The sequence below is a fragment of the Cystobacter fuscus genome, assembly GCF_002305875.1.
GTDB lineage: Bacteria > Myxococcota > Myxococcia > Myxococcales > Myxococcaceae > Cystobacter > Cystobacter fuscus_A.
The window spans coordinates 5,071,725-5,087,379 of record NZ_CP022098.1; the positions used below are offsets into that span (position 1 = coordinate 5,071,725).

General features: G+C 69.2%; 11 protein-coding genes. 5 read left to right on the top strand and 6 right to left on the bottom strand.

Annotation, left to right across the window (positions count from 1 at the left end):
- Positions 1 to 95: 95 nt before the first annotated feature.
- From CYFUS_RS20875 to CYFUS_RS20900, 6 genes are all read right to left on the bottom strand, one after another.
- A complete protein-coding gene (locus CYFUS_RS20875) occupies positions 96 to 1,829 on the bottom strand; it encodes a DUF3616 domain-containing protein (RefSeq protein ID WP_095992141.1) in 1,734 nt (577 codons plus the stop codon).
- An 87-nt stretch (positions 1,830 to 1,916) separates the two neighbouring features.
- On the bottom strand, positions 1,917 to 2,846 hold the full coding sequence (locus CYFUS_RS20880) for a LysR family transcriptional regulator (protein ID WP_095986827.1): 930 nt from the start codon (positions 2,844 to 2,846) through the stop codon (positions 1,917 to 1,919).
- 43 nt (positions 2,847 to 2,889) lie between these two features.
- A complete protein-coding gene (locus tag CYFUS_RS20885) occupies positions 2,890 to 4,518 on the bottom strand; it encodes a peptide-N4-asparagine amidase (RefSeq protein WP_095986828.1) in 1,629 nt (542 codons plus the stop codon).
- A 68-nt stretch (positions 4,519 to 4,586) separates the two neighbouring features.
- On the bottom strand, positions 4,587 to 6,791 hold the full coding sequence (locus CYFUS_RS20890) for a xanthine dehydrogenase family protein molybdopterin-binding subunit (protein WP_095986829.1): 2,205 nt from the start codon (positions 6,789 to 6,791) through the stop codon (positions 4,587 to 4,589).
- Positions 6,788 to 7,792: an FAD binding domain-containing protein gene (locus CYFUS_RS20895; protein WP_095986830.1), complete on the bottom strand. Its 1,005-nt coding sequence runs from the start codon at positions 7,790 to 7,792 to the stop codon at positions 6,788 to 6,790. Before CYFUS_RS20895 ends, CYFUS_RS20890 begins: the two co-directional genes overlap by 4 nt.
- Before the next feature lie 3 nt (positions 7,793 to 7,795).
- Positions 7,796 to 8,443, bottom strand: a complete 648-nt coding sequence (locus tag CYFUS_RS20900; RefSeq protein ID WP_095986831.1) for a (2Fe-2S)-binding protein — start codon at positions 8,441 to 8,443, stop codon at positions 7,796 to 7,798.
- A 281-nt stretch (positions 8,444 to 8,724) separates the two neighbouring features.
- Between CYFUS_RS20900 and CYFUS_RS20905 the strand changes: the two genes are divergently transcribed.
- The 5 genes from CYFUS_RS20905 to CYFUS_RS54585 all read left to right on the top strand — a co-directional run bounded on the left by CYFUS_RS20905 (position 8,725) and on the right by CYFUS_RS54585 (position 15,594).
- Positions 8,725 to 10,047 (top strand): pyridoxal phosphate-dependent decarboxylase family protein, encoded by a 1,323-nt coding sequence (locus CYFUS_RS20905; RefSeq protein ID WP_095986832.1) that lies wholly within the window; start codon positions 8,725 to 8,727, stop codon positions 10,045 to 10,047.
- Positions 10,044 to 11,165, top strand: a complete 1,122-nt coding sequence (locus tag CYFUS_RS20910; protein ID WP_095986833.1) for a DUF819 family protein — start codon at positions 10,044 to 10,046, stop codon at positions 11,163 to 11,165. Before CYFUS_RS20905 ends, CYFUS_RS20910 begins: the two co-directional genes overlap by 4 nt.
- Before the next feature lie 56 nt (positions 11,166 to 11,221).
- Positions 11,222 to 12,673, top strand: coding sequence for a hypothetical protein (locus tag CYFUS_RS20915; RefSeq protein WP_157758549.1), 1,452 nt, complete (start codon positions 11,222 to 11,224; stop codon positions 12,671 to 12,673).
- Between the two features lie 72 nt (positions 12,674 to 12,745).
- Positions 12,746 to 14,695, top strand: a complete 1,950-nt coding sequence (locus CYFUS_RS20920) for a serine/threonine protein kinase (protein ID WP_095986835.1) — start codon at positions 12,746 to 12,748, stop codon at positions 14,693 to 14,695.
- Positions 14,692 to 15,594 carry a DUF2381 family protein gene (locus CYFUS_RS54585; protein ID WP_095986836.1) on the top strand — a complete coding sequence of 301 codons (903 nt, stop codon included), beginning with the start codon at positions 14,692 to 14,694 and terminating at the stop codon, positions 15,592 to 15,594. The genes CYFUS_RS20920 and CYFUS_RS54585 overlap by 4 nt, the downstream gene beginning before the upstream one ends.
- The last annotated feature ends 61 nt before the right edge of the window (positions 15,595 to 15,655 follow it).

The window sequence follows — 15,655 nt, forward strand, 5'->3', positions numbered from 1 at the left end:
ACGCACGCCACCCTGAAGTCAGTCTTTCGATTCGCGCAAGAATCTCGGAGGCAATGGCTCGGAGGGCGCGCCAGCCCGCGTGCGGAGGCCTGCGTTCAGTCCACCTGAACGATCAGATCGCTGAACGACTGAGTGGAGGATGACGTGTCCTTGCACTCCGTCCCGCCGATCAGGTGCGAGCCCATGTCGAACAGGATTCGCACGTACTTGCTGGCGGGGGACGGAATCACCGTTTCCGGTGCGGAGTTCGAGGGCGCGCTCAGGTCCATCACCTTCACCGGAGCACTGCCCGCGACGCCGCTCCACCGCCAGAGCGCGAAGGGCCCGCTGCTCTCGTCAGAGGGCCCGCTGAGCAGCAGCATCGCCTGGTGGGCCTCGGACCACGCCATGCCCCGGATGCCCTGGCCTCCCAGGTTCACGAGGATGGCCTGACCGAACCGGGCCGTGGCACCCGTCACCACCGCGTCGGGATTGGTCAGCGTGACCATCACCGCGCTCGTGCCGGAGCGTGGATTGCGGAAGCCCAGCACCAGCTCCCCGGTGGGAAGTGCCGCCAGCCCCTCGATGTTGGTGCCATTCACCTTCGGAGCGAGCTCCGGCACCGTGGCCTCCGACAGCCGCGAGCGCTCCTTGAGCAGCGAGATGACCGAGGTGTTGGGGACGGTCCAGTTGGATGCCTCCAGCATGTCCCGCAGCAGGTTCGACGACGTCCCCGCGACCTGCAACGAGGCGGTGGGGGCCGTGCCCGAGACGTCGAGGGCGAAGAACTTGTAGCGCGACGTCTCGAGCTTCCCGTCCTTGTTCCGCGCATGGGAGGTGGTCACGTAGACGCGGTTGCCCACGCGCGCGGCGTCCTCGAAGTCCGCCTCGTCCGAGGACGAGAGACCCAGCGCGCTGCTCAGTTCCTTGCTCTGGACCGCGGTGGTGCCCGAGCCCTGGGAGAAGACGCGCGCGGTCTGGGACTCGTCGTTGAAGTTCAGGAAGTGGGTGGAGTCGAGCCACACCCCGCCCGAGCCGTCGCAGGTGCCCTTGTACGTCCCCGCGACCGGGGCCCCTCCGTCCGTGCCACCGTCGGAGCCGCTCCCTCCATTCGTTCCTCCATCCCCGCTGGACACCTCCCAGGACACCGTCAGCTTCGGGCGGGCGCTCTTGGTCGAGTACTCGCTCGAGCGGATCTCCAGCCGGTTGTCGTTGTCCTTGTTGGCGAGGATGACCCCGTGGTTGCTGGACGGGGTGGCCACCCACCTGCGCACCACCTCGAGCCCTTGCTCGTTCAGCGTCACGGTGTAGGTCCCCGTGGCGGAGGCCCTGATGGCGCCCAGCGAGGTGGTGTTCCGGTCACCTGCTCCATCCGCGCCATTCGACGTCCAGTCCTGGCTGGAGTCCGCCTGCTCCCACGTGACCTGGCTCTCGTTCCAATCGCGCGTCAGCTCGTAGAAGTCGTAGCTCTGATCCGCCTTGTCGGACACCGTCACGACGATGGAGGCCGAGCGGATGACGGCATTCGCCGGGATGCTGGAGACATCCCAGCGCAGCAGGATGTAGTTCTCGTTACCGCTGCCAGCGGGAGTGTCACCGCTCGCCGAGAGGCTGGTGGCCGAGCCGTGGTTGGCGTTGGCGTCTTCCTCCTCGATCATCGTGTCGCGGGTCCCCGCGTAGCTCGACGAGGGAGACACCCCGTCCTGGAACGACGTGCTCGTCAGCCCCTGGGAGAGGGAGGGGAACTCCGTCTCCGCGCCGCTTTCGTCGAACCGCTCGGAGCCGCACCCCGCGGCCACCAGGAAACACATCGCCAACGCACCACTGACTGGAAGCTTCCATCCACGCATGTCGTGTCCCTCGCGTTCTGAGGCGAAAGCGAGGGACGGTGGCCCATCCGGCGCATGCGCCATGTGACGTTTCGTCAACAACCCATGTCAGTCCTCGGCGGGTGCATCCCCGGCGGCCGCGCCGAACCGCCTCGCGCAGAGGGCGGCGATCCAATCCATGAAGATCCGCACGCGCGGTGGCACCTTCCGCTGGTAGGGGTGCAACAGTGAGAGCGGTAGGGGCGGCGGGCGGGCGTTCGCGAGCACTTCGCGCAATTGTCCGTTCGCCATGTGGGTCTTGAGGCGATAGGCCGGCACCTGGATGAGCCCGAAGTGCGCCAGGCACCCGGAGATGTACGCCTCCGAGTCCATCACCGTCAGGACGCCGTTCATCGTCACCTGTTTCAGCTCGCCGCGCACGACGAAGTCCAGCGGGTAGGGCTTGCCGGTGGAGGCCTCCACGTAGTTGACGGCCCAGTGCTGTTCCAGGGCCTCGAGCGAGCGGGGCTCGCCCCTCCGGGCCAGGTAGAGGGTGCTCGCGCAGGTGGCTTGTGGCATCGGCACCAGCCGCCGCACGACCAGGTGCGGCGTATCCACGACACCGGCACGCAATGCGCAGTCCACGCCCTCCCGCGTGAGGTCGACGGCGCGATCCCCGGTGCCGACCTCCACGTCGATCCGTGGATAGCGCTCGTGGAAGTCGGGCAGCGCCGGGATGACGACGTGCGCCGCCATTCCCGCGACCATGTGGATCCGCACCTTGCCCCGTAGCTTGCCCGCGCCCTGCGCCAGCTCCGCCTCCGCGTCCTCCACCTCCGCGAGGACGCGTGTACAGCGCTGGTAGTAGAGCTGTCCCTCGGGGGTGGCGCTCACCTCGCGCGTCGTGCGGTGCAGCAGCCGGGCGCCGAGCCTGGACTCCAGTTGCTGCACCGCGAGCGTGACGGTCGCGCGCGGCAACCCCAGGTCCGTCGCCGCCTTCGTGAAGCTGCCCAACTCGACGATGCGCGTGAAGACGCGCATCGCATCGAAACGGTCCATTCACCTCGCCCTTCGCTTCAAATGCCCCGTCATCCCGCGTCCATCAATCGCAGTGCTGGACGTCCTCGGTAACGGTGCCGTTACGCGTGGAGATGGAGCGGTCGTAGCAGTCGCCGCGCTCCCCGGTCAGCCGATAGCGATGGGTGGAGGTGCCCACCGCGTTGCGCTGCGCGCGCGGTACTCCATAGTTGTAGGCGGCCTCGCCGGTATAGAGATCGCTCAGCTTCCGGTGCTCCAGCGTGAGCGGCCACCGGGTGGTGCGCGCGTCCTCCTCATCGTGCAGGGAGATGGTCGTGGTGAGCCGGTTCTCCGGCGACAGGCCGATGCGTCCATCGAGCGTGAAGAGCTTGTCGGAGCGGCTCACGATGGGGATGAGGCCGCGGTCGAAGACCGTGACGGTGCTGGAGTCGCTCCAGGTCGCGGTGAGCGCATCGGGGTTCTCCTGGTCTCCCATCCAGCGGTGCAGGCTCTCGTTGGACACCGACTGCTCGACGGTCGTCACCACCGGGCCGTGCGAGGTCCACAGGTAGCCGGAGACGCGCAGGCGATGGCTGCCCCGCGTGTCCAGTTGGTTCCAGCCGTCCACCAGCGCGTGCGTCGAGTCGTTGGTCTGCGCGCCGAGCCAATGCTCGGTCAGCTCGCCGGTGACCCGCTTGCTCCGCGGGTCGCGCCAGACGAACACGTGGGTGGGCAGGTCCCAGCCCGGGCGGCCCTCGGGAACACCCAGCACCCGCACCGCGAGCTGGTGCGGCTGGCCGTCGGTCAGCCGTCCGACGAACGGGGTCAGGTCATAGCGGATGGGGCGGATGTCGAAGGCGCGCGGCGCCGGCAGCACGTACCACAGGAAGGGGTTGGACCAGCCGCCCGTGTAGACATGCGGGAAGGGCATGGCGATACCAGCCACCTTGCCATCCACCTCGATCTGCACCTCGCGGTACGGGCCCGAGTCGGCGGGGCAGGAGTACGGCACGACGGGAGGCACGGTGAAGTACCAGAACTCCTCGCAGCCTCCGCCCGAGCCGGTCGCGTACACCTCGGCGACGAGCCGCTCGGTGTTGGCGGGCACCGTCACCTCTCCCACGAGCGCGCTGCCCTCGCGGCGCGGGTTGGTCAGGGGCAGCACGTCGCTCGCGGTGTCGGCCGGCTTGTAGCGGCCCTTCGCCTGGTAGAAGGTCAGGTACACCTGCACGTCCAGCACGCCGGTGTAGGTCTCGTTGACCACGTTGCCAATCAACATCCAGATGGACTGGGGCCGGGAGAGCAGCGGGGCGTAGGCGGTGACGTCCTTCTCCACCGACCAGGCGATGCCGTCCCGGGAGGGCTCGGGTGTGGACGTCTTGAAGATGGTGACCCCGCCCACCTCCAGGTGCCCGAGCCGGTCGTACTGGACGCCCTGGACCTTGCCTTCCATGCGCAGCACCACCTTGTTCCAGGGCCCGGGGCAGTCCGCGGGCGGCGTGAAGGTGCTGGTGTAGGGGGTGAAGTCATCGAACTTCTCGTCGACGATCTTCACCGTGCACGAGGTCGTCGCGGGCTTCTCCACCGCGGGGGCCGCGGTGCGGGGGTCATCCCAATCGGTGCCGAACTCGGGGGGCGGCTCGGCGGCTCGGGCGGGCGTCATCGCTCCGAGCGCGAGGCCCGTTGCCATGAGGAGGGCGGGGAGACGATTCATGGTGTTCTCCAGGAAGGCATGGAAAGCCTGGAGAGAGTAGGACTCATGGGCGCCGGGGGCAACGACACTTACAGCACGTCTTCGATACGGATGGGCAGGTGACGGATGCGACGCCCGGTCGCGTGATGGATGGCGTTGACGATCGCGGGGGCCACCCCGACCATCACCACCTCACCCAGCCCCTTGACGCCCAGCTCGTTGATGAGCGGATCCGGCTCGTCGATGAACTCCGCTTCGAGCGACCCGATGTCCGCGTGGACGGGAATCGCGTACTCCGCGAGGTCGGCGTTGAGGAAGCCTCCGTACCGGGGATCCACCTCGCTCTCCTCGCGCAGCGCCGCGCCGAGGCCCCAGATGACCCCACCGAAGACCTGGCTGCGCGCCGTGCGAGGGCTGATGACCCGGCCACAGTCCAGCACGCTCACGACGCGCGGCACGCGGATCCGCCGGGTGCGCGGCTCGATCCGCACCTCGACGAAGTGGGCGCAGTAGCTGAAGGAGACGTAGTCGGGGTAGACCGGGCCGACGGCCGAGGGAAGTCCCTGGGACAAGCGGTCGAAGATCGCCTCGGGCTGGCCGGGCGCGCGGTGACGTGCCTCGACCTCGAGGAACGGCTTGCCGGCATCCCGCAGGAGCTGCTGGGGCGTGCGGCCAGCGGGTCCGTTCCCCTCGAGCTGTCGCAGCTCCTTCATCAGGTTCGAGGCCGCCTGGTGCACGGTGGGCAGGACCGTGGCGGTGCCCCAGGAGCCCGCGGTGAGGTGCTGGGGAACGCCTCCGGTATTCCCGACGGAGACGTTCACCGTCTCGGGCGGGACACCGAGTTCCGCCGCGACGGTGGCCGCGATGGCCGTGCGGATCCCCTGGCCCATTTCATGTCCACCAACGCTCACGTGGATTGCACCCGCATCGGTCACACGCAGCCGCGCGATGGCCGGCGCGGTCGCCGCCTTGTAGGCCCCGATGGCGACGCCCCACCCGACGAGTGTGCCGTCGGCCAGAGTCATCGAGCCCGGCGCGGGGGATCGCTTCTCCCAGCCGAACCGCGCGGCGCCCCGATTCAAGCACTCCACGACATGCCGGGACGACAAGGGTTGGCCGGACAGTGCGTCCACCGACGTGTCGTTGGCGATGCGGAACGCGACCGGATCCTGTCCCAGCTCGTACGCCAGCTCGTCGACGGCGGTTTCGAAGGCACACGCGGCGATGTGCTCGAAGGGGGCGCGCGCGTAGCCCGGTGTCTGGATGTCATTGCGGATCAATCGCTCGTGGCCGCGGAAGTTCGCGATGCCATACAGCCGTGAGGTCACCTCCGCGTAGGACAAGGGGAAGAGGTCATGGCGCGAGGTCTGATGATCGGCCTCGTGCACGGCGGCCACCATGCGCCCCGACACGTCAGCGCCCAGCCGCACCGTGTGGCGGCTGGCGGGGCGGAAGCTGGCGATGTCGTAGATCTGCGCCCGGGTGAGCACCAGCTTGACCGGCCGGCCGAGTTCGCGCGCGGCCAGGGCGACCAGCGGCGTATGCGCCTGCATCGCGTTCTTCTGACCGAAGCCTCCGCCCAGCGTGGGAGAGAACACCTTGATCTTGTCGGGTGACAAGCCGAACACCCTGGCCAGCCCGTGCCGGACCGCCTCGGCGTTCTGTGTCGGATCACAGACCGTGAGGGCTCCGTCGGACCATTCCGCCACGGTGGCCAACAGCTCCATGGGGTTCTGGTGCTGGGGGGGTCCCCGGAACGTCGTGTCCACACGCACCGCGGCCGTCGATAGCGCTCCGTCCGCATCGCCCACGACCTTGTCCGCGTAGGCGGGTTTGGGGAGGGGAGAGTCCGCCTGGGGGAGGATTTCCGCACCGGGCGCGTCCATCGTCACGCTGTGGGGTTCCTGCTCGTACGTGGCGCGGACGAGCGCCGCGCCCTCTCGTGCCGCCTCGAGCGTGTCGGCCACCACCAGCGCGATGGGTTGCCCGCGATGGGCGATCGCCGTGTCCAGCAGCGGCTGAAGACTCTGGACACTGTACCCGCCGTTCATCAAGAACCCGGCGGACCGCAGGCCCACCGTGTCGAGGTGGGTCAGGACCCGGCGCACTCCTGGAACGGCGAGGGCCGCTTCCGTATCGAGACTCGTGAGGCGACCGCGGCCAATCGTGGCCACCGCGAGCCACGCGTGGGCGAGTCCGGGAATGACATGGTCGGCGGCATACCGGGTCGCGCCGCGAACCTTGTCGCGCGCGTCGACGCGGGGAATGTCTGGATGGCTGGTGTGAGCACTCATGACTGTTCCGCCCTTCTTCGTGCGATCAACAACGCGTCCGTGACCGTGCGCGCCCCCAGCTCGACCTTGAACGCGTTCTGGCGGCCTGGTTTCGCGGCCGCGAACGCGGCCTGACCCGCGCGTCGTGCGACGTCCTCGGTCAGGAACTGGCCGAGCAACACGCTCTCGGCCTCCGGTGACCGCCAGGGCCGGGTCGCCACGCCGCCCAGGGCGACCCGCGCCTCGGTGACCACGCCGCCCTCGAGCCGGACGGCGACGGCCGCCGACGTGAGCGCGAATGCATAGGACTCCCGGTCGCGGATCTTGTGATAGGTCGACGCACGGCCCGCCTGGGACGTCGGCACACGGATGCGGACGAGCAATTCGTCGGGGGCGAGGACCGTTTCGAGGTCCGGCGTGGAGCCCGGCTCCCGATGCAGCTCCCGCAGCGGGATGGAGCGCTCGCCTCGCGGGCTCAGGGTGTCCACCACCGCGTCGAAGGCCAGCAGGGCGATGGCCCAGTCTCCTGGGTACACAGCAGCGCAAGCGTCGCTCGCGCCCAGGAGCGCGTGGCCCCGATCCAGGCCCTCGCGTGCCGCGCAGCCGCTGCCGGGCGCGCGCTTGTTGCAGGGAAACACTTCTCCGCCGCGGAAATAGGCGCAGCGGGTGCGCTGCAACAGATTCGGACCGACCCGTGCCATGTTGCGCAACTGCTGCGAGGCGGCCTTGTCCAGGGACTCCGACAGCGCGGGATAGTCCTCGCGCAGCCGGTGATCGGCGGCGACGTCGCTCATCCGGGCCAGCGCTCCGAAGATCAGCTCATGCGACCCGGAGGTATCGACGCGCGCGAGCGTGTCCAGGCGGGACACGTCGATGAGGGTGCGGGGAGCCTCCGCGCCCAGCTTCATGAGATCGAAGAGCGTGGTGCCGCCGGCCAGGAACCGGGTGCCGGGCCCGCCGTCGGCCATGGCCCGGATGGCTTCCGCGGGAGTCGAGGGCCGGACATACGTGAAGCGTTGCATGGCTCAGCTCCCTCCCATCTTCGGGGCGGCCTGCTGGATCGCGGCGAGGATTCCCGCGTACGCACCGCAGCGGCACAGGTTGCCGCTCATGTACTCGCGGATCTGCTCCGGAGACGTGACGTGGCCCTCGCGGACACAGGCCACCGCCGCCATGATCTGACCGGGCGTGCAATAGCCACACTGCAGGGCATCGTGATCGATGAAGGCCTGCTGCATGGGGTGCAGCGGCCCGTCCTTCGGCGACAGCCCCTCGATCGTCGTGATTTCCTGCTCATCGGCCTGGACGGCGACGGTGAGGCAGGACGCGACACGGCGGCCCCCGAGGTGGACGGTGCAGGCCCCACACTGGCCATGATCACAGCCCTTCTTGGCGCCGGTCAGTTGGAGCCGCTCGCGGAGGACATCCAGCAGGGACGAGCGCGGATCGAGCTCGAGCTCGGTCGTCGTGCCATTGACGAGGAGCCGGGTGGTCGTCCTCGGGTCGCTCACCGGCCTGTCGGGAGCGGTGCAGGCCGTGCCGAGCGCCGACACTCCACCGGCCGAGACCGCCACGGCGAGGGAGCCCGCGGTGAACTCGCGCCGGGAGAGAGGGAGGCCTGCCTTTGGCTCGGCGCCGGCGTCCGGTGTGTCGGGTGTCTCAGGTGTCTTCATGTGCGTCCCCGGGAGTGGGTTCTCGCCGTGTGGGCCCGGTCCGCATCACCCGGGCCACACATGCATAAAGGGACGCGGTGGCCCGGAGAAGACGAGGGAGATTGTCTTCACCTTTCAGGATCCACGAACAATGCGCAGAGGCGGGGCGCGGAGGCGCTGCATCGCTTCGCCGCCTCGAGTCAAGGCCTCTCGTGCCGAAGAGACTCGAGGCCCTCCGCGCAGTGGCTCCAGAATTTCACCTATAGTGGTGTTTTCAACACCTCCCCACTTCCGGAGCAGTGATGTCGAAGAGTGCCCATCTGGCTTCCCAGGGAATGAGCCACCAGGACGTGCTCGCGCGGATGCGCGAGATGCGCACCGACGATGCCCGCTGGCAGGAGGGCCGCACGTGGAGCCTCGTCTACAACGCGGGCGAGGAGCTCCGCCGGGTGGCCGCCGAGGCCTATACCGAGTTCATGTCCGAGAATGGCCTGAGCCCCCTGGCCTTTCCCAGTCTGAGGCGCTTCGAGGCCGAGGTGCTGACGATCGCGGCGGAGCTGTTTCACGGAGACACGGCCGCCGGCACCATGACGTCCGGTGGCACCGAGTCCATCCTCATGGCCATCAAGACGGCGCGTGACTTCGCCCGGGCCGAGCGCGGCATCACCGAGCCGGAGATGGTGTTGCCCGCCTCGGTACACCCCGCCTTCCAGAAGGCGGCGCACTACTTCGGGGTCAAGGCGTTGAACATCCCCGTCGGGGCGGATCTGCGCGCGGACGTGGACGCCATGCGCGCCGCCATCGGTCCGCGCACGGTGCTCGTCGTCGGCTCGGCGCCCTCCTATCCGCACGGGGTGGTGGACCCCATCTCCGAGCTGGCCGCCCTGGCGCAGGAGAAAGGCGTGCTCTTCCACGTGGATGCGTGCCTCGGTGGCTTCCTGCTGCCCTTCGCGCGGCGGCTCGGCCATGCCATCCCCGAGTTCGACTTCGCGGTGCCCGGGGTCACCAGCATCTCGGCGGACCTGCACAAGTACGGCTACGCGGCCAAGGGCGCGTCCGTCGTCCTCTACCGCACGCCCGAGTTGCGCCGGTACCAGTTCTTCACCTTCGCCGGGTGGAGCGGCGGTCTCTACGCCTCGCCCTCCATGGCGGGCACGCGCCCCGGAGGCGCCATCGCCGCGGCCTGGGCGGTGCTCAAGTACCTCGGCGAGGAGGGCTACCTGCGGCTGTCGCGCCAGGTGCTCGACACCTCCCGAGCGCTGCGTGAGGGCATCGCCGCGGTGCCTGGATTGAAGCTGCTGGGGGAGCCGTCGCTGAGCATCTTCGCGTTCTCCTCGGACACGCTGGATGTCTACGCCCTGGGGGATGCCATGGAGGCGCGTGGCTGGAAGCTGGACCGGCAGATGTCGCCGCCCGCGCTGCACCTGATGGTGACGCCCGCTCATGCGGCGGTGGTGCAGCCCTTCCTCGCGGACCTGCGCGCGTGTGCCGCGCTGCTCGCCTCCGGCGCTCCCGCCCCGGATGGCAGCGCCGCCATGTACGGCATGCTGGGCTCCATTCCGGACCGCGCCCAGGCCGAGGGCTTCCTCTTGCAGTTCATGGACGGGGTGTACTCGGCGGAATGATTGGCTCGCTCCAAGTCCTGGCCCTGGTGGGCTTTCCGGCACTGGCCCTGCTCGCCGCGCGCCACGTCAAACAGGTGGCGTGGGTGGGGCCGGTGGTCATCTGCTACGCCTTTGGCATCCTGCTGGGCAACGTGCCGGGCGTGGTGCTGTCGGAGCGGCTGAGCCTGTCGGTGAGCGAGGCCGCCGTGCCACTCGCCATCCCCCTGCTGCTGTTCTCCACGGACGTGCGCCGGTGGTGGCGGCTGGCGCGCTCCACGTTGCTGTCGTTCGTCCTCGCGTGTGGGTCGGCCATGGCGGGCGCGGCGCTCGTGGGCTTCATGGTCCGGGAGCGCTCGGACGAGTGGTGGAAGATGTCCGGCATGCTCGTGGGCGTCTACACGGGGGGCACGGCCAACATGAACGCCATCGGGCTGGCGCTCCGGGTGCGCGAGGAGACGCTCATCCTCTTGAACACCGCGGACATCGTCGTGGGGGCCGTGTACCTGCTCTTCCTCGTGACGGTGGCGCAGCGGATCGCCCTGAGCTTCCTGCCGCCTTTTCCCAGGGCCACGGGCTGGGACGACGCGCCGGAGCAGGCGCGAGTGGCGCTCTTCTCGAGGCGCCAGGTGGGGGGCATGGTGCTGGCCCTGCTGCTGGCGGCGGTGCTCGTGGGCCTGTCGGTGGGGGCGTCCCAGGTGGTGATGGGGGGATTGGAGCCGCCGCTGGTGTTGCTGGTGCTGACCTCGTTGAGCCTGGCCGCGTCCTTCCACCCGGCGGTGCGCCACCTGCCCGCCTATGCGCTGGGGGACTACGCGCTGCTCGTCTTCTGCGTGGCGGTGGGCACGCTCGCGGACGCGAGCCGCTTGGGGGAGGCGAGTCTGTTCGTCTTCGCCTTCTGCGCGGCGGTGGTGGGGGTGTCGGTGGGGCTGCACTTCGCGCTCGCCGCGCTCTTCCGCATCGACGCGGACACCGCGCTCATCACCTCCACGGCCACCATCTTCGGTCCGCCCTTCATCGGTCCGGTGGCGCGCGCGCTGCGCAACCGCGAGCTCGTGGTGTCCGGGCTCACCACGGGACTCATGGGCTACGCGGTGGGGACCTACCTGGGTCTGGCCGTGGCCTGGTTGCTGCGGCCCTGAAGCACTTCTTCAATCCGCTCTCGCGAGGCGGTATGAGCACGGGGGAGCGCGCCTTCATGTCCACTCCGACTCCCCTCCCGCCACCTTCCTCCGTGTCACGCTCCGCCGCCCTTTCCCTCCTCCTGACGCCGAGGCTCTGGGCCGGCTGGGTGCTGGGGCTCGTCGGCGTGGTGTCCCTGGCCCGGATCATGGCGAGGCAGCTCTTCCTCGACGGAGACACGGAGGATCTGCTCCGGTGCGCCGACGGGGTGCGTGAGTGTCTGGCCGCGGGGCGCTGGGCGGGCTGCGCCGAGGCCGGCAAGTGGCCCCTGTTGCAATACGTGCCCGCGCTCCTGACGCGTCTGGCCGGGGGCTCGACGCAGGCGGCGGGGCAGGTGCTCTGCTACCTGAGCCTCGTCTCCTTCTTCGCGCTGCTCGCCATGACGTGGCGGACCTTGAGCGCGCGCTCGCGCCCGGTGGCGGTGGCGGCGGTGCTCGTGCTGGCCAGCGGACTGCTCTTCCACTACGCCACGCGCTCGTTCGGGGAGATGGGGGCCACCTTCGCGGCGGCGGCCTTCGCCGCGGCCTGGGTGAGCCGCCGGAGTCCGGGACTCGTGGCCACGCTGGCGTTCGTCCTCGGGCTCACCAAGGAGACGGCGTTCCCCTTCATCGCCCTGTTGGGGGCCTCGTGCGTGGTGGTGCACCAGGTGCCGGGCCAGCCGTGGCGCGAGCTGCTGCGCGCCGAGCGCGGACGTCTGGTGGGCAGCGCCGCCGCCGTGGTGCTCAGCGGGGCGCTGTCGGCCGCGTTCAACCTCTTCCGCTTCGGCACCCCCTACAACGCGCGCTACCTGATGGAAGCGGGGTGGGGTCCCTCCGTGCTGGTCCAACTGGAGCAACTGGTCGCGTTGTGGGTGGCACCCAACGCGGGGCTCCTCTTCTTCTGGCCCTTCCTGGTGGTGCTGCTGGCCGCGCTCGCGATCGCGGTGACGCGGCGGGTGTGGCGCGGCGAAGCAGCAGCGGTCTCGGCGCTTCCCCTGGTGGGCGTGGCCGCGCTGGTGGGCATGATGTGCGTCCTGCTGTCGCGCTGGTGGGCCCCCTTCGGCTGGTGGGCATGGGGCTCGCGCCTGGTGATTCCCTGGCTGCCCGCGGCCCTGCTCGTGCTGCTGTACGCGTATGCCGGGACGGCCGAGTCCCTGCTCCGCCCCCTCGTGGCCACGCCGGTGAGGGTGGCAGTGCTGGCGCTCGCCCTGATGGTGGCCGCCATGCCCCACCTGGTGAGCATCTACCGCTCCAACGAGCTGCTCAACGCGCTGTTCGTCGACAAGGGGATGTGCCCCGGGCCGGACTCTCCGGAAACCTTCGCGCAGTACTGGCGCTGCCTCCGGGCCGAGGCCTGGACCCACCCACCGATCCTGCTGCACGCGTACCGCATGGTCCCCACCACGGGCATGCCCAAGCGCGCGCTGTGGTATCCCGCCCTGCTGGCGCTCGGCTGCGTGTGGCTGCGGCGCTCGGCACGCGTCTCGTAGCGGAGACGGGGAGAGGACAGCAGCCGTCGTCTCCACCGGTCCCACTGGCGCGGTTGGGTTCTGCTAGAGTCGGTGACTTCGGAGGTCTACGTCCTGGTCATCTGCCTGCCCGAACCCGGCGCCATGGTGGGCGCCTATCGAATCATCGAGAAGCTGGGCCGGGGAGGCTCGGGCCACGTCTACAAGGCGGAGCGGGGCGGGCGCTTCTACGCCATCAAGGTGCTCGACACCCTGGAGGAGGGCGGCTGGTCCCGGCGCGAGCTCGCGGCCATGTTGCGGCTGTCCCTGGACAACGTGGTGCGCTTCAAGTCGTTCGACCGGTGGCCGGACGCGGAGGTGGGCTACCCGTGCATCGTCATGGAGTTCGTCCCCGGCCTGTCGCTGGAGGACTGGGCACGGCGCCTCAATCCCCCGGTGCGCGCCGTGCTGACCGTCTTCCACAAGGTGGTGATGGCGCTGGAGGACATCTTCGAGCTCGGGGTGCTGCACCGGGACATCAAGGCGTCCAACATCCTCATCCGGGAGCCCGATGGCGAGCCGGTGTTGATCGACTTCGGCTTCAGCGCCGTGCGGGGAGACCTGACGCGGACGGTGCCGGGCCTGCTGCCGCCGGGAACGCCGGAGTACCGCAGCCCCGAGGCCGTGCGCTTCGCCCGGGGCGAGACCGGAGCGCTGACGTACACGTATGGCCTGTCCGACGAGCTGTGGGCGGCGGGGGTGCTGCTGTACTGGCTGCTCACGGACACGCTGCCCTTCGGCTCCCGGAACACGCCGGGGTTGAATGACCGCATCCGTCTGGAGACGCCCCTGGCGCCTCATGTGCTCAACCCCCGGGTTCCCGAGGCGGTCGGCCGGCTGTGTCTGCGCATGTTGGAGAAGGAGCCCCGGGCACGGTTTCAAACCCACGAGGCGCTCCTCGTGGCGTTGGAGGAGCTGCTCGCGGGCTCCGAGGGGGAGGTGAGCTGGGACCAGCCGTTGATCGACCCCGGGCCGCCACGGCTGGAGGGGGAGGGCGGCTCGGACCCGGAGGGAGAGGAGAGCGGGTTTCCGGAGCGGGCGCCCGGGCGCCGGCGGGGGCGGGGGGCGTGGGAAGCGCGAGCCGGGCCAGGGGCTCTTCCGGCCGGGGAGATGGCCTCGCGGGTACGCTCGGTGGCGGAGCCCACTGGGGGGCAGGGCGTGCCGGGCGGGAAGGAGACACCTCGATGGACGTGGAGGTGGGTGCTCCTGGGGCTCGTGCTCGCGGTCTGCGCCGTGGCGCTCTGGCATCGAGCCTTCGCCCCACCTGTCACGTCCACCCAGGGGTGGGAAACGGAACAGGCTGTGTTTGTCCATGAAATGGCGCGGGCGGGGGAGCCATCCCAAGCTCAACCGGACGCGGCGCCTGACAGGGCACAACCCCCCGCGTCATCCCAGACACCCATGTCCCATTCCGCCGATGTGCATCAGACACCCTCCTGGCAGTCCAATCCTCCCCGCGGTGGGGCGGGGCGTTCCTGCTGGAAGACGGCCGCCCTGGGCGCCCTGGCCGGTGCGGCACTCGAAGGCTGCACGGGCGCGACGGCGCCCCAGGTGCGCCCCTCGCCTCCCCCCGTCATCGAGTGCCCTGCTGGCTGGCAAGACACCCACGAGCTGTTTGGACTGGAGCGCATGAATGTCACGGCCGTGCAGTTGGGGAGGGACGGGGTGATTGGAAAAAGTGTCGAGGTCAAGGAGGGCCCCTTCACCGTGGTGTTGGACGAGACCTGGAATGAGATGCCTCGAGGCACGGTGTTCACCGGGACATTGAAGTTTGGAGAGAACAGGTTTGGAAAGGACCGGATCTTCGCCCGCTTCGATGAGGCCCGGACGCCGCAGGGGCGGCGCCACCCGCTCTGCGCTCAAGCCTATCTCTACTCGGAAGCCGACTTTTGTGAGCACTCGGGAGCGGGCTATTGCCCGGCGCCAGGCAGTACCCCAGGCCATTGGCGGCTCCATGAGCGTTTCTATGTGGCGCCGACGAAGAGCTTCGGGGAAGAGGAATGACCCGCGGCGTCCTCCTGGGTCTGCTCTTGCTCTCGGATCGTGTGCGAGCCGCTGAACCGGAGCGGGTTCCCGGCTGTGTCATGTCCTCTCGGGTGGACCTGGGGGAAGCATCCACCCGAGCCGTGCCCGAGGTGTGCGTCAGCCCGGACCAGCCGACCACGTTGGTTTTCGACTCCCCCATCGCATGGGGCACCGTGAAAGTTGCACCGGAAGAACGATTGGCTGACTGGGCTCAGGGAAGAGAAGGCCGGAGTGTCATGGTGCTTCCCCGAGCGGATCTCCTGGTGGGTGAGCGCGTCAAGCTCACGGTGCGCTTCGTGGGGGACTCGGAGCCGGCCCGGGCGGAGTTCTGGCTGGTGGGCCATCTCGCCCAGGGGGCGCGAAGGGTGGAAGTGTTCCGTCATGAGCGCCCTCCGGAGGGAGCCTGGCGGCAGGTCGCTGAAGCGAGGGCCGAAGTGCGTCAATGCCAGCAAGACAAGGCGCGTCTTCTGGTGGAGCGAGCGGCTCCACGTGGACTCATGGGGACCGCATGGCTGGAGCGAGATAGGGACAGGCGATTGACGGATATCTCTGGAGACTTCCGCCAGGACCCCGGAAGCGCGCTCCTCATCACGAAGGCCAAGAGCTATCGCCATGCGGAGAGTGTGGCGGTCCGGGTCCATTTCTCGAGCGGCGCTTCCGCTCCCTGGCGTGCAGTGGGCGCCGTGTTGACGGATGGCTCGAGAAGCCAACTCGAACTGTTGGTGTGGCAGGAGGAGCCGCTCGCGCCGAGGGGCTCGGGTGTGGTCGTGGTCGGTGCCCAACGGGCTCCCGCGCGATTGCGCTGCCCCTGTGACCTCGAACTTTGGGAAGAGGGGAGGGCTCGCACCGTCACCTTGAGGCAGGTGACCTTCCCCTGAGCGGAGTCGTTCTCTCGCGTGGCTTCTGAACACGAGCTCGATACGGCCCGGTCTATCAGCC